12 protein-coding genes are annotated in these 14582 nt (G+C 60.6%); 3 read left to right on the forward strand and 9 right to left on the reverse strand.

Annotated elements, in window-relative coordinates; all coding sequences use genetic code 11:
- The first annotated feature begins 74 nt into the window (after window positions 1-74).
- Window positions 75-1982 carry an elongator complex protein 3 gene (locus RX395_RS00390; RefSeq protein ID WP_316364651.1) on the forward strand — a complete coding sequence of 636 codons (1908 nt, stop codon included), beginning with the start codon at window positions 75-77 and terminating at the stop codon, window positions 1980-1982.
- On the forward strand, window positions 1983-2861 hold the full coding sequence (locus tag RX395_RS00395; RefSeq protein WP_316364652.1) for a spermidine synthase: 879 nt from the start codon (window positions 1983-1985) through the stop codon (window positions 2859-2861).
- Window positions 2862-2888: 27 nt separating this feature from the next.
- Here the strand turns inward: RX395_RS00395 and RX395_RS00400 are convergent, their stop codons facing one another.
- The 9 genes from RX395_RS00400 to RX395_RS00440 form a co-directional block, all read right to left on the reverse strand.
- On the reverse strand, window positions 2889-5333 hold the full coding sequence (locus RX395_RS00400; protein ID WP_316364654.1) for a DEAD/DEAH box helicase: 2445 nt from the start codon (window positions 5331-5333) through the stop codon (window positions 2889-2891).
- 116 nt (window positions 5334-5449) lie between these two features.
- Window positions 5450-6754 (reverse strand): ATP-binding protein, encoded by a 1305-nt coding sequence (locus RX395_RS00405; protein ID WP_316364656.1) that lies wholly within the window; start codon window positions 6752-6754, stop codon window positions 5450-5452.
- Window positions 6747-8507 carry a TerB N-terminal domain-containing protein gene (locus RX395_RS00410; RefSeq protein ID WP_316364657.1) on the reverse strand — a complete coding sequence of 587 codons (1761 nt, stop codon included), beginning with the start codon at window positions 8505-8507 and terminating at the stop codon, window positions 6747-6749. The genes RX395_RS00405 and RX395_RS00410 overlap by 8 nt, the downstream gene beginning before the upstream one ends.
- An 87-nt stretch (window positions 8508-8594) precedes the next feature.
- Entirely contained in the window at window positions 8595-9311 is a 717-nt protein-coding gene (locus tag RX395_RS00415; RefSeq protein ID WP_006234467.1) for a DUF554 domain-containing protein, read from the reverse strand.
- A gap of 118 nt (window positions 9312-9429) precedes the next feature.
- Entirely contained in the window at window positions 9430-10860 is a 1431-nt protein-coding gene (locus RX395_RS00420; RefSeq protein WP_316364659.1) for a hypothetical protein, read from the reverse strand.
- 18 nt (window positions 10861-10878) lie between these two features.
- Window positions 10879-11160 (reverse strand): hypothetical protein, encoded by a 282-nt coding sequence (locus RX395_RS00425; protein ID WP_035137055.1) that lies wholly within the window; start codon window positions 11158-11160, stop codon window positions 10879-10881.
- Window positions 11144-11743 carry a hypothetical protein gene (locus RX395_RS00430; RefSeq protein WP_316364661.1) on the reverse strand — a complete coding sequence of 200 codons (600 nt, stop codon included), beginning with the start codon at window positions 11741-11743 and terminating at the stop codon, window positions 11144-11146. Before RX395_RS00430 ends, RX395_RS00425 begins: the two co-directional genes overlap by 17 nt.
- A gap of 89 nt (window positions 11744-11832) precedes the next feature.
- Window positions 11833-12342, reverse strand: a complete 510-nt coding sequence (locus tag RX395_RS00435) for a hypothetical protein (RefSeq protein WP_316364663.1) — start codon at window positions 12340-12342, stop codon at window positions 11833-11835.
- Window positions 12339-12635: a hypothetical protein gene (locus tag RX395_RS00440; protein ID WP_316364664.1), complete on the reverse strand. Its 297-nt coding sequence runs from the start codon at window positions 12633-12635 to the stop codon at window positions 12339-12341. The genes RX395_RS00435 and RX395_RS00440 overlap by 4 nt, the downstream gene beginning before the upstream one ends.
- Before the next feature lie 345 nt (window positions 12636-12980).
- Here RX395_RS00440 and RX395_RS00445 point away from each other — a divergent pair, with 345 nt between their 5' ends.
- Window positions 12981-14582 carry an FAD-binding oxidoreductase gene (locus RX395_RS00445; protein WP_316364666.1) on the forward strand — a complete coding sequence of 534 codons (1602 nt, stop codon included), beginning with the start codon at window positions 12981-12983 and terminating at the stop codon, window positions 14580-14582.

Genomic DNA, 14582 nt, shown 5'->3' on the forward strand with positions numbered 1-14582 from the left:
GATATAGACGCGCTGTTTGATGAAGGCGCCGAAGCCGAGATCGGCTCCGGCGCCTTTACCTTTACAATGGGGACATGGAACAGATTATCTTGAACATACTCGAGGCCCTGCGTCGCGGCGAGACCGTGGACGACAAGGCGCTCGTCAAACTGATACATGCCGAGGCGCGCCGTGAGGGCGCCGACAAACGTGACCTGGCCAAGCGCCGCCTGCTGCCATTCTGCCAGCGGGTTAAACGCGAGGAGCCGGCTCGGTGGGCTGCGTGGAATGTCGATTCCGATCTGGAACGTCAACTGCTGCAGGTCCTGCGCATGAAGCCTCGTCGCACGGCTTCGGGCGTGGCGACCATTACCGTTATCACCAAGCCCTGGCCGTGCTCGGGCGATTGCCTGTTTTGCCCCAACGATCTGCGCATGCCTAAAAGCTATCTGCATGCCGAGCCGGCGTGTGCCCGTGCGGAGCAAAACTGCTTCGACCCGTATCTGCAAGTGAGTGCCCGTTTGACGGCGCTTTCGCAGATGGGGCATGCGACCGATAAGATTGAGCTCATTGTGCTCGGCGGTACCTGGAGCGACTATCCGCAAGGGTATCAGGCGTGGTTTATGTCGGAGCTCTTCCGCGCGCTCAATGACGATGCTGTGGCTGGTGTGGCGGCTAACCCCATGTTGGCGCGTCCGGGCATCAGCCGTGCCGAGGCGGGGCGTCTGCTCGACGATGCGCCTGCCGATGCCCTGCCGCCGGTGGTAGCGGAGCGCCGCGAGCGCTATCGGGCTGCCGGCATTGCGACTGACGAGGCTGAGCTTGCTGCCGGCGTTGCCGACGAGCAGGGTCGTGTGGATGCTGCCGTGGGCGGCTATAACCGCGCGGTGCGTTGTCTGTACGGCCCTGGTACGCCGTGGGGCGAGGTTGCCGAGTGGCAAACGGCAACGATGGAGGAGCTTGAGCGTCAGCAGCGCATCAACGAGACGGCAAAGCATCGCGTGGTGGGACTCGTTATCGAGACGCGTCCCGATGCCGTAACGCCGCAGGCACTTACGCTCATCCGCCGCCTGGGCTGCACCAAGATCCAGATGGGTATCCAGAGCCTCGACCAGCACCTGCTCGATATCAACGAGCGTCGCATTTCGGTGGCGCAGATCGAGCGGGCGTTTTCGCTTGCGCGCCTGTTTGGCTTTAAGATCCACGCGCACTTTATGCTTAACTTGTTGGGTGCCACGCCCGAAGGGGACAAGCGCGACTACGAACGCTTTATGACCGAAGGGGCCTTTATGCCCGACGAGGTCAAGGTCTACCCGTGTGCGCTCATCGAGGGCTCGCGTTTGGTGGGCTGCTACGAGCGCGGCGAGTGGCGCCCCTATACCGAGGAAGAACTGCTCGATGTGTTGGCCGACGACATCGTGGTGACGCCGGCGTTCTGCCGCATCAGTCGCATGATCCGTGACTTTAGTTCCGACGACATCATGGTGGGCAACAAGAAACCCAACCTGCGTCAGCTCGTCGAAAACCGCTTGGCCGCTCGGGGTGACGGTGCGACGGTGCGCGAGATTCGCTATCGCGAGATCAGCACGGCGGGTGCCGACTTGGATGAGCTATCTCTTGATGAGGAGGTGGCGTACGAGACGCCGGTGACGCACGAGCGCTTTTTGCAGTGGGTGACGCCGCAGGGCAAGATCGCGGGCTTTTTGCGGTTGTCGCTGCCCGACCATTCGTTTGTTGCCGCGCATGCGGACGAGTTGCTGACGATGCCGGATGAGGCGATGATTCGCGAGGTACACGTGTATGGCATGGCGGCGCGCGTGGGGTATCAAGGCCAGGCGGCCCAGCACCATGGGTTGGGGCGTCTGCTCGTAGAGCGTGCGTGCGAGATTGCCCGGGATGCGGGTTATGCGCGTATCAACGTGATTAGCGCGATTGGCACACGCGAGTACTATCGCCATCTTGGATTTTATGACCATGGCCTTTATCTGCAAAAGGAGCTCTAGATGAACAAGCCGAGTGTTTCTGCTGGCGTCGTTGCCGGCGTTGCCCTGGGAGCCGCGGCACTTGGTGCGGCCGCCGTCGCTGTTCGTGCTGCCTGTCTGCAGGTTGCGCGAACCCGCAATGGGTTGGCGCGTGTGAAGCGCGTGCACGATGGGGACGGCGATGAGATTCGCGTGTTGGTGCAAGGCGGCGTCTACCAAAGCGCAAGCTACGTTGGTGAGCGTTGGGCGGAGCCCGTCTTTGCGTACTATCGTGCGTTTGACGACGTGTTTGAGTCCGAGGATGCGATGCGCGATGCTTATGGTCACGGCATCGACCGCATGCTTGTGCTGGGTGGCGGCGGGTTTGCCTATCCCAAGTTCGCGCTGATGTCGCACGAGAGCTTGCGCATGGACGTCATTGAGTACGATGCCGAGGTTACGCGCCTGGCGCGCCGCTGGTTCTACCTAGACGAGCTGGAGCGCGCGGCGGGCGATCGCCTGCGGGTGATAACCGCTGAGGCTCGCTCGTATTTGGGTGTGACGAGCGTGGGCCATCGTCGCTACGACGTGGTCGTGAGCGATTGCTTTGGCGGTGCCGAGCCCGTGCGCGGGCTGGCGACCGTTGAGGCGCTGCGCCTGGTGCGGGGCAGCCTGAACCCCGGGGGTATCTACGTGGCCAATATCGTGAGCGCAAACGAGGGGAGCGATGTGACGTTCCTGCGCGACTGTGCCGCCACGGCGCTTGAGGTGTTCGACCATGCTTGGGTGGTCCCCTGTGGCGATGCAGAGTTCGGCGGCGAGGAGAATTATCTGCTCATCGCCAGCGACGGCGACTACGCCTTTGCCGAAGCTGTGCCCTTCGACACCGACTTCCTCGGCACCATCCTTCACGACAAGTAAGTCTCCCCGTCCCAAAAAGGACTGGCCTTAGGCGTGGTCGCGCCAGCTGAGGACGCGCTGTTTCATGCCCTCGATGTCGAGCACGCCTTCGGCGAAGCCTTTGCGCACGAGCTCCTCGGGAACGTACTCGTCGTAACGATCAAAGTAAGGCACCTCGCCGGGATAGACGAGCTCGATGGGATCGAAGTCCTTCACGGCCTCGGCGGCGAGCACTTCAAAGAACATCTCTTCGTCGGCCTTCATCTTAAATTGCATAAAGTACGGGCGCGACGGGTCGAGTCCGCGAAGGCCCAGCTCCGCGGCACATTTAATCTTGAGCATGCGCTCGAGTGCCAAAAAGGCGTAGCTGCCCAGCCAGGGGAAGAGCACCCAGGTGTCGCCACCCAGGTTGATGAGCGGCTTAGTTCCCGCGCCCGAAAGCTTGGCCGTATGACGAGCCTGCACTAAGCGGGCCCGTGCGTTACCCATGAGGTACGGATATGTTGCGTGCTCGTTGAGCGCCTTGCGCATGCGCTCGAGTACGTGCGTGTTGATGTCACCGGGACAGTCGCCAAAGTAGGCCGGCACACGGCCCTTGACCTGCGTGGCAAAGACGGTATGACGCTTCCAATCCACTTCCTCGACAATCCAGCAATGGCCTGCGATGGCGATGCGCTCACCGGGCGGTGGCGGATTGACGATTGTGCCCAGCTCGGCCGACTCGCTGCGAACGGTGAACTCCTCGTTTTCCTGGAACACGGCGTAGAACTTAAAGTTGTTAATGATGCGCTCGCCCGCGAGACCCACGATGAGCCCGCCACCTTCGGTGACCTGGATATGGTCGATCTTAATGAGGTGACGCAGCAGCACACGGTAATCGTCTGCCGAGACACGGTGGAAATAGCTGAGCGTGAGCACGCGCTGGGCAAGTTCGGCCGGCGTGAGCTCGCCGGTGCTGGCGAGGGTCGACATAGTCTGGTGATAGAGCAGACTGTAGGGGAGTCGATCGAGCTCGGGCGGCTCGACCCACTTTTCCTCGCGATAGAGTTGTACGAGCGCGATACCCTGCAGGAGCTTCCAGGGAATGGTTTCGGGCATCATCGTGCGCGGCTCGGGTTCTTCCTCGCGCATGACAAACCACATCTCGGGCGGAAGGTCGCGACGGCCTGTGCGCCCCATGCGCTGCAAAAAGGAGCTGACGGTAAACGGCGCGTCAATCTGGAAGGCGCGCTCCAGGCGGCCGATATCGATACCGAGCTCCAGCGTAGAGGTGGTGACGGTTGTCTGCGCCTGCTCCTCGTCGCGCATGAGCTCCTCGGCCGTCTCGCGCAGCGATGCCGAAAGATTGCCGTGATGGATGAGAAAGCGGTCGGGCTCGTGTCGACTTTCGCAGTAGCTGCGCAGCATGGAGCACACGGCCTCTGCCTCCTCGCGCGAGTTGGCAAAGACCAGGCACTTGCGGCCGCGCGTATGCTCAAAGATATAGCCCATACCGGGGTCGGCGTTGTCGGGCGCCGTGTCGGTGGGGTTGAGAAGCGCCTGCTCGGTCGCTCGTGGGATGTCGACTTCGCCCTCGGGGGCCGAGGAAGTGCGACGGTCTTTGGGAGCGTCCTTGCCCCGCGCCTGCTCGCGACGTTGACGACGTTCCGCCTGTGTAAGCTGTCCGCTGTGGCGCATGTCTTGTCCGGATGCGGGCAGCGCCGCGGGTGCCACTGCCTCAATGCGCTCGCACGCAAGCACTTCGGCCTCTTGAGGACCCATGCTCTCGAATCCTCGCTGCTGTGCCTGGGGACCCGAGTTGTAGAAGTGCTCCATGGAGATACGCCACACGCGACGCGGTTCCTCAAAACGGGGGATAACGCAGTCGCGTCCCGTTCCCTGTGAGAGAAAGGCACCCGTGCGCTCGGGGTCGCCGATGGTGGCCGAAAGGCCAATGCGGCGGGGCTGCACGCCTGCCATGCGCGAGAGTCGCTCGATAAGGCAGAGCGTCTGCCCGCCACGGTCGCCGCGCATGAGCGAATGGACCTCGTCGATGACCACATAGCGCAGGTCGCAAAACATGCGCGGGATCGCCATGTGCTTATGGATTAAGAGCGCTTCGAGTGACTCGGGCGTAATCTGCAAGATGCCGCTCGGTTTTTTGATGAGCTTAGCCTTGTGCGACTGCGAGACATCGCCATGCCAGTGCCAGACAGGGATATTGGCTTCTTCGCACAGGTCGTTGAGGCGGACGAATTGGTCATTGATGAGCGCCTTGAGGGGGCCAATGTAGAGGGCGCCCACGCTTGCGGGCGGGTTCTCCCAAAACTCGGTCAGGATGGGAAAAAAGGCTGCCTCGGTTTTGCCGGAAGCCGTGGATGCCGTCAGGAGCACATTGTCCTGCGTGTTAAAGATGGCATCTGCCGCCGCAACCTGGATAGAGCGCAAGCTCTCCCAATCGTGGGAGTAGATGAAGTCTTGGATAAACGGGGCGTAGCGGTCAAAGGCGTTCACGGGGCCTCCTCTCAAAAACGAATCTCTCAACGCGGCTGGCAACGGCTTGCTGCATTACTGCCTCAACGTTTGCCCAGATAGAACCTACCATAATAAACCTGTCCCTTTTTGGCAGGCTAGATGGTGAATTCGGCGAAGTTACGGTCGCCGTCTGCGGTGCCGGTGTCGCCTGTTGCGGCTGCCGGCGCCAGCGCGTCGCCACCAACGCTTTGCAGCAGCTCCGCCACATTTGCATCGGGGTTCTGACACAGGATATCGAGCAACTCGATAAAGTCACGAATGACTTCACGCGGCGTCAGATGTGTGTCGGCCCCCACGCGGCCAAACTCAATCTTGAGAAAGTCCACCAAGTCGTTCTCGGTAAGCGTGGGCGTCCAGCCAAAGTAGCCGGCATGGATCTGCATGAGCTTTTCGATGAGCACCAGCAACTCCTCATAGGTGAGTGGCTGCAGGCGGATGATGGGCGCGAGCATGTCCTTAAGATCCTCGCGTGCAAAGCGGCCTTGAGCGAGTCGGCTACGCAGGGCCTCGTAGGAGAACACGCCACGGCGGCGGTCTTCGATGGAGGTTGGCGTGCCGCCCATGATCATGCCCAGGTACTGCGCCTTGCCCTGGAGCGTGTCGTTGTACATGGTCAGGATCTTCTCGTAGTTGTATTGGCGTGTGATGGCGTTGGGAATCTTATACAGATTCACGAGTTCGTCGATGAGCACCAGCATGCCCTTGTAGCCGCTGCAGACCAAAAAGCGCGCAATGAGCTTAACGTAGTCGTACCAGTCGTCATCGCTGATGATGGTCGAGGAGCCCAGCTCGGCGCGTGCCTCACTCTTGGTGCGGTACTCGCCACGAATCCATTTGGTCACGCGGCTCATAGCTTCTTCGTCGCCCTCGGATACGGCCGCGCGGTAGCGGCGGAGCATACGGGCGAAGTCGAAGCCGTGGACCATTTCCTCGAGCGGGGCCAGTTGGGCATTGACGGCAGACTCATCGGCATCGGCACACGAGGCGACCCAGCGATCCAGGATAAGGTTGAGCGCACCGCCCTCGGGGCGCGTTTTAGTCGATATGTTGCGGATGAGCTCACGGTAGGTGGCAAGGCCCTGTCCCTGGCCGCCCTGCAGGCGGCGCTCAGGGGATAGGTCGGCATCGGCGACGACGAATCCCTCGCCCATGGCGTGCGTGCGGATGGTCTGGAGCAAAAAGCTCTTGCCGGCGCCGTAACGACCGACTAAAAAACGGAAGCTCGCGCCACCGTCGGAGATGAGACTCAGATCGGTGAGCAGGGCGCGAATCTCGACCTCGCGTCCCACGGTGATATAGGGAAGGCCGATGCGCGGGACCACGCCGCCCTTGAGCGAGTTTAGGATAACGGCGGCGACGCGCTTGGGCACGCGGGGTGCTGCGGATGCGGTATCACTCATGGTCTAGGTATCCTCTCACGTCTGCTTCGTAGTCCTCAATAATCTGCGGCCCTGCCGCGCTAAATTCAATTACGGTGTCGCCCACCAGGTCAAAGAGCGTCTCGTTGATGGTATCGACGAGCATGTCCTCGCTCTGCCCCGATTGCACTACCGCCGATTCCGCCTGTACTGCGTTGTGCTCGAGCAGCGCGCGGAGATAGGCGTCTGCGGCGGGCGCGAGTTCGTTCGTGGCGTCAGCGGGCACTGCGGCTGCGAACGCTGACGTTGGCGCGAGAAGCGGTGCCACGACACCAAACTGTTCGGTGGATATGGTCGGCTCGTCGGTCAAGTCCTGCCGAATGGGTGCCACGACCGCCTCGACAATCGCGTCGGCTACGGGCCCGGCTTCCGGTTGCCCTGAGTCCGCTGCCTCGGCTTCTGCGGACGCGCCGTCCTCGCGTTCCTCATCGATCAAAAGCGCTTCGCGCGTTTGCGCAGCGGCGTTCCGAATGTGCCCCAGCTGACTCAGATCGATATCGATCTTGACGGGCTGGTGTGCGGCGTCCCACGAAAGCCATGCCACAATCTCGTCATCGATAATCTTGGCCAGATATTTGGGGACCTTTTCTTCCTTAAGGGGATGGGCGGGGTCCAGCGCCAGGCGCAGGCGTTGGTCGCAGGCGCGCATCATTTCACCGAGCTTGCTGCTCTTTTGCCTACTACCATGGATACGCATACATTCCCAAAAGCCGTTTTGGCAACGGTAGATATGGATGGGATCCAGGCGGTATTCGCAGTCCTCGTGGCGCTCGGGCGCAAAGAATACGGCCGAGGCAAACATGGTGTAGGGCATGGCCGTCTCCTCCCCAAACAAGCTCGCTACGATGCCGGTCTTTCGGTGCGTGTCATAGTAGCGCGCCATGTGGACATACACGGCGCATGCCACGTGGCGCAGATCGCGGTGGTGGCTGCGGTCGAGCCGCGAGTTACTTAGGTTGTACGTGGAGAGGGCGTTGATGGCGGCCATGAGTCGCTCCTCGCGCACCTCATCGGGCGGAAGGGGGAGCGTGGGCTCGGAGGTTTTGCGACGTTTGGGGGTCTGGTCGGACGGTGCCGGTGCCGGTACAAGGTCTCGTGCCGCGCGCCGCAGCTCGATAAGGGCGTTATCGAACATGACGGTTTTAGAGTCACGAAGCAGCTTGGGGTCGAGCCCATGGAATACGGCGTAATCCTGCAACCACACGCGTGCAAACCGATCAATGCCGGGCTCGAAGGCGCGATAGACATCCCAAAAGGCCTTGATCTTGTTAAAACCGTCGAGCGGGTCATCTACGCCAATGCCGCAGATCAGCTCATAGAGATACAGAAAGGCAAAGGACGTAGACGTTTCCTCGACGGTTCCGCGGCGCACTTGGGCACGCCAGGTAAAGTAGCCGCGCAACTGCCGGTCGCTCATGGCATTGTAGGTGGGAAAGTACGACTTAAAGGTGCCGTTGTAGGGACAGTCGTCCTCAAAGTCGGCCATCAGCAGGCCCTGGCGGTAGAAAAGCTCGGCTTCCGAAAGCCAGCGACCTGCGCCGCCTTTGGGGTCATCCTGCCAGCGCGATATCTCGCGCATTTTACGGTATTGGTCGGGGAGGAAATTCTGCATCTGTCGGCCGGTTTTGAGAATCGGCTCGTCTGCGTAGACTTCATGTGAGAAGCGGGCAGACTGATGGGTCCGGGCCTCGGCCATAATGCGCTCGATGAGCATCTTGATGTCCTGGTCGGCCACCGCTCCTCCTCTCGAACGCAGCTACGGTGACCTCATATCATAGCACAGCATCAAACAGGTGTTCGAGATACCGCTGCGTTGATAGATTTAGAACAGGAGGGCGTAGATGACGGCGATGACGACGGAGGGGAGCATATTGGCCGTGCGGAAGGTCTGAGGACGGATGAGGTTGACGCCGACGCAGAAGATGAGCATGGAGCCTACGAGCGAAAGGCTGTTGAGGGCTGCTGTGGTCATGATGGGGGAGAGCGCGCCGGCAAACAACGTGATCGTCCCCTGGAACACGGCTACGGGCAGGGCCGAGAAGATGCAGCCGCGTCCGAGCGACGCCGTCATGGTGCAGACGATGATGCAGTCCAGTGCGCCCTTGAGGGCAAGCGTTGACCAGTCGCCGAGCAGGCCGTCCTGGATCGATCCCACAATTGCCATGGCGCCGATACACACGGTGAGTGAAGTCGAGACAAAAGCGTTGGTGAACTCGTTATCGCCCTCACTGCCGGTCTTGCGCTTGAGCCATTCGCCAAGGTTCTCGATGGCGGCTTCCAAGTTGACGGCCTCGCCGATGAGCGAACCGAGCGCAAATGAGACGATGAGCATGGTGGTGCCGGTGGTCGCTAGCGCCTTCCCATCGATAAGGAGCATCTTTTGCATGGTGCCGCCAAGGCCGATAAACAGGACGCACAGCCCCGATGCTTTCATGAGCGTGTCTTGGATGCGCGGTGTGATGAAGCGGCCGCCCGCTAATCCCAAAAGACCGCCCGCAACTAAAAGCACAACGTTGATGATTGTTCCCAAGCCCGGCATGAGCCCTCCTGTATTGATGCCAACGTGGCAATCGTAGCAGAACGAAATGCGAGGCACATCGCGACTCATCTAATACGTTATATAAGTGGTATTAGGAATGATGCGCGGCATTTAAGCCTCAGGTGGTTGTCGGGACATAGGGATAGTATTCAAAGCGCAGTGTCATAAGCCGCTGCGGGGATTCAATAGCCGCGGCGATGATATTGGCATCGCGGGCACGATCAAACCCTTCGAGTTCGATCTGATACGAGACGTCTTGCATAATGTCCAGACGTCGCCAGGCTAGGAGTGTGTCACCATCGAATTCTAAGGTCTTGCCTCCGTCTGGAGCAACGGCGTATAGACGCAGCTTGGCGGTGGTTGCAGGGTCGACAACCGTGACCTTTTTAATTTCGTTTCGAGTATTCTTGGCGCCCAACAAGGTGAGCAGTGTTGGGGCCACGACCTCGCCCGATGGCAAAAAGACGACTTCGATGGATTCAGGAAATGCGATGATGGCTGACTTGCGGACGGGCTGATTGGCGGCGGCAACTTCGATGTTCGCAGCGTCGATGACCTCTGTGTGGTCGAGCGCGGCAAGCACGCAGCAGTTACCTTCATCGATCTCTTGAGGATCAGCAAGTCCCAGACTGTCTGCGAGCTCGGGATCGTTTGGATCGTTAGCGGGCTCATTCGGTGCTTCGAAAGAAGCTGAGACGCTGTTTGTCGGCGGCGGCGTGTCGCCCGCACCTGCTTCTTTGTCCGCGCTCCCTTCTTGTATGGTTGCGTTGATGGGTTCGTCGTTTGGGGGGAGCGTCTTGGCGTCAAGCGCGGAGGGAAGAATTCCGATGGCTCCGGATCCGTTCCACTCCATTTCGAGAAGCGCCGGGTCGGCAAGAATGCGTTGCCTGCTTTGCGTGTGGGCATCGATTTCAATAGGGCCTGCCTCTATCCCTCGTGTAAGGCTGAGTGATCCGGCTGGCTTCTCGAAATGAGCGTCTGTGTCTTTGGCGCTGACGGCGTAGAACAGCAGGGACGCTTCTCCCGCCGCGGTGGCATCGGTACCGGCTTTGGTCAGCCGCAACGATGCCGTGAATGAGAGGGTGGGCTGCGCATCGTCTGCATTCGCGGCGGCGCAGCCCAGACATATACCGCCTCCTTTCTCAAAAAACGTACCGTCGAAGGCGACCTTCGCTCCGTTCGCCGAGTCATCGACCGAAGCGATGTCGATGCGCAGCTCTAAATTGCATGGATCGCCATCCGCATCGAGCACAACCGAACGCCACGTGCAGACGGCGAACCCCGCCTGGGAGCCGTTTGCCTTGTTCGAACGCTTGATATCCACGACTATCGAGCCGTCCGTATTACGACGAAGGCATCCCGAGGTTGAGCTTGCGGCCTGTGCGATCGAAAAACGCTTGCACGCAATGGCGCTCGACGGATTTGGTGCAGAACTTAGGGCTGCTGGTAAGGAGTCTGCCATGACGGGAGTCGCCCAAGCGGCGACAGGCGTTCCGGTTGCGAGCGCGCCGCAGAGTGCGACGACGGGCAAAAGGTTCTTCGATGCCATGGGGTCTCCTTAGCTAATTTAGTGCGGCCTGTCCGTGTTTTGTTTCTGGCTGCGTTTGATGTGCAGACCGAGGCCGGCGGTTCCCGCGCCTGCTGCTGTGGCGCCTGCTGCCAAGAGCCATCGTCTGTCGCCTGTCTGCGCCAACGGTTCCTCGCGGTCGCCGCGGTCGAGCTCCGAGAGGTCGACCGTCACTTGCGTGGCGGCCTGCGCCTGTTCTTGCTGGGCAAAGGCCATGGCTGGCCCAAACGCTAGGATGCTGACGGCGGCGGCCAGGGCGACGGCCTTATGCCGTGTGCGCACCGGGCTCGACCGTCCAGGTGATCGTTGCAACCTGATCGCCTTCGCCGGTTACGCGGAAGATGTCGCGCGTGACGCGGGCGACGTTTCCGCTTGTCTTGAGCTTAATTTTGTCCGTGCCGCCGGCAATGCCCTGGTAGCCCATGTCGAAGGCTGCGTTCTTGGAAAGATCGAGGCCCGTCCCCTGCATTGCGGCGCTGGCGTTCTGGAGTGCGCCGTCGGGGCCGACCTTAAAGTCGATGGAGTTCTGCGCGGTTCCGGTCTTGGCGTCGGCAGCAATGGTCCAGGTGTTCATGGCATCGATCTTCATGTTGGTGACATGGATGCCGTAGGCCGAATGATTGTCGATGGTGGTCGCGTCTTCTGAGGGGCCCTGAAGCGTGCCGTCGGCCTTGGCGACGAAGGGAATAACCGTCGGAACTTTGAACTCAACGTTGTCGATCTCGGTCCTGACCATTACTTTCGTGGTTCCAACGCGTCCGGCTGCCATAGCTGGCGTCGGGGCGGCGCCCATTGCGAGCGCGAGCGCGAGCCCTGCGCCCACGGCGAGCGCTCTGGCTCCGTTCATGTTCCTGGTGATGTCCATGGTCGTTCCTTTCTATTCGCCGCGGGCCGTCCCCGCGATGATTGGACGAATGCTGGTGAATTGCGTGCGGTGCCGCGTCGGCCGGAAAGCTAGTTCTCGGCTTGCTCAACCCGTACCTTGACACGTGTCGGATTGCCGTGGCTGTCGAGGGTCTTTGCATCGAGTGCCTGGATCTCGATGTACGCCTCGCCTTCTTTGATGTCGCCGGCGGGGCACGTTTCGATTGTCTTGCCGGTCTCGACCACACCGGATTCGTACATGGTCTCGTCGTTTTGGATGACGCGGAATCGCTGGGGAAATTTATTGTCTTGGACGTTTTGCACGTTGACGCGCAGCTTGCCGTCCTCCTGCAGCTGAGCGACCGGTGCGACCGAAATCGTCATCATGTTGTCGCGGACGATGGCGTCGAGCTCATCTTGGATTTCCTGACGCGTTTTGCCCTCGGCCGTCGTAACCGAAGCGCCCGCCTCGGGTACGGGCTGCGACTGCCAAGTGTATAGTCCTACGGCGACAAGGGCACAGACGATGGCCAAGCAGGCAACGATGAGCTTCCTGCGATGCCCCAGACCTGCAAAGTGGGGCGGCTTCTTCGCGCTCATGCGGCATCCTTGGCGGCATAGATGCGCGCAAAGGTGGACGGGTCCGCTCCAAAGAGCATGTGAAGCATCAGGCGGCGCGAGTAGACGAGTTCTTCGAAGTCGGGAGGGAGCTCGATGTCGTGGATATGCGCGATGTGGTGGGCGAGCGCCGAGAACGACTCGGGGTCGCAGATCACATCGGTGGTAACGTGGTAGACCGTCGTATCGGGGAATGCCTCTTCGTCGAAAGGCAGGAGATGGGGATCGTCGTCGACTTCGATGGCGATGCCGTACTGGGGCCAGTAATATGCCATGGGAACCTCCCTGCTTCTGGGCCAAAACTTCTATCGGTTTTGGCTGTCGACGCCGACCGTATCAGCCGCTACTTGACCAATTTCTGACCAAATGCTTGACGGATTGGCGTCTCCGCAGGTAAAAGGCGGCAAAAAATACTCCAACTTTTTTCGAGCGACAATCGCGCGGTCGGCGACGGCGGGGCCATATGTGTCAAAAGCATCGTCTGCCGAGGAAATCAAGCCGCTCGCCGAATTGCACGAACGTAAAAAACGCCAATTATGGAGACGGTCTCGAACACGTTGACGAAACGATGCGGTAACATCTCCCTGCAAACACTGTAGTTAGCTAAAGGGGGAGTTCGCGTGTCTGCAACCATCAAACCCTTCACCGACGAGTTCGAAGAGTATGGCCGCGATGAATCTCGCGCATCGGGCGAGGCCTCGAGCATCTCGTTTCCGACAACGGAAAACGAGGTCCGTGCCATTTTGGAAAAGCTCCATGTCGAGCGTGTTCCGGTAACGGTTCAGGGCGCCCGAACCGGCCTTGCCGCCGGCGCCGTGCCCCACGGCGGGCATATCCTCAATACTTCCCGTATGAATCGCTATTTGGGCCTTCGCCGCGATGAACAAGGCCAATTTCTGCTGCGCGTGGAGCCGGGCGTTGTGCTCTCGGAGCTGCGCAAGCAGCTGAGCAAGAAGGTGCTGCCGACCGCTGGTTGGGACCAGGCATCGCTTGAGGCCTACGAGGAGTTCCAAGAGGCTCCCGACCAGTTTTTTCCCACCGATCCCACCGAGGCGTCTGCCTGTCTGGGCGGCATGGCGGCATGTAACGCCTCCGGTGCCCGCAGCTACGCCTACGGCCCCATGCGCCCACATATCACGGGACTCCACGTCGTGCTGGCTGATGGCGATTTGCTTGAGCTTCGACGCGGCGAGGCTTTTGCCCAGGGCCGCCACCTGTCGCTCGTGACGGCAGCGGGCCGTACACTCGAGCTCGATCTTCCCGGCTATACCATGCCCAAGACAAAAAATGCTTCGGGCTATTTCGTTGTTGACGATATGGATGCCATCGATCTGTTTATCGGTGCGTGTGGCACAATCGGCGTCATCACCGAACTCGAGATTGCCCTGCAGGTGGCACCCGCGGTCGTTTGGGGCGTGAGCTGCTTCTTCGACAGCGAAGACAAGGCCGTGTCCTTCACCGATTCTGTGCGTCCCGTCCTGTCCCATGCGGCTGCCATCGAGTACTTCGATGCTGGCGCCCTGGATATTCTACGTCGCCAGCGCGAGCAGTCGACGGCGTTTGCCTCGCTGCCTGCGCTCGACAAAGACGCCAAGGTCTGTGTCTACGTGGAGCTCGACTGCGACGACGAAGCCCAGGCGACTGAGGAGCTGTATCACTTGGGGTGGGTACTGGAGCTTGCGGGTGGCAGTGACGATGCGACATGGGTCGCGCGCACCGAGGTCGATCGCGAGTGTCAGCGATTCTTCCGCCATGCGGTGCCCGAGAGCGTCAACATGCTCATCGACGAGCGCCGCCGCATGGATCCCACCATCACCAAACTGGGTTCGGACATGTCGGTGCCCAACGCGCACTTGGCCGATGTTATCGCCCTCTATCGCCGCACGCTGGCGGAAAGTGGGCTTGAATCTGCCGCCTGGGGGCATATCGGTAACAACCATCTGCATGTGAACATTCTGCCGCGCGATGCGCAGGATTATCGCCGCGGCGGAGAACTCTTTGCCCAGTGGGCTTCCGAGGTCACGGTCATGGGCGGCGCCGTCTCCGCAGAACACGGCGTCGGCAAGATCAAGGCGGGCTTCTTGGAGACGATGTACGGTCACGAGGCCATGGTCGAGTCGGCGCGGCTCAAGCTCCAGCTCGATCCTGCCGGGCAGCTGGGTCGCGGTAACCTGTTTTCGGAGAAGCTCTTGGATGAGCTCGTCCAGAAAGGGGGCGCGTGA

It is taken from the genome of Collinsella aerofaciens, assembly GCF_032584215.1.
Lineage (GTDB): Bacteria > Actinomycetota > Coriobacteriia > Coriobacteriales > Coriobacteriaceae > Collinsella.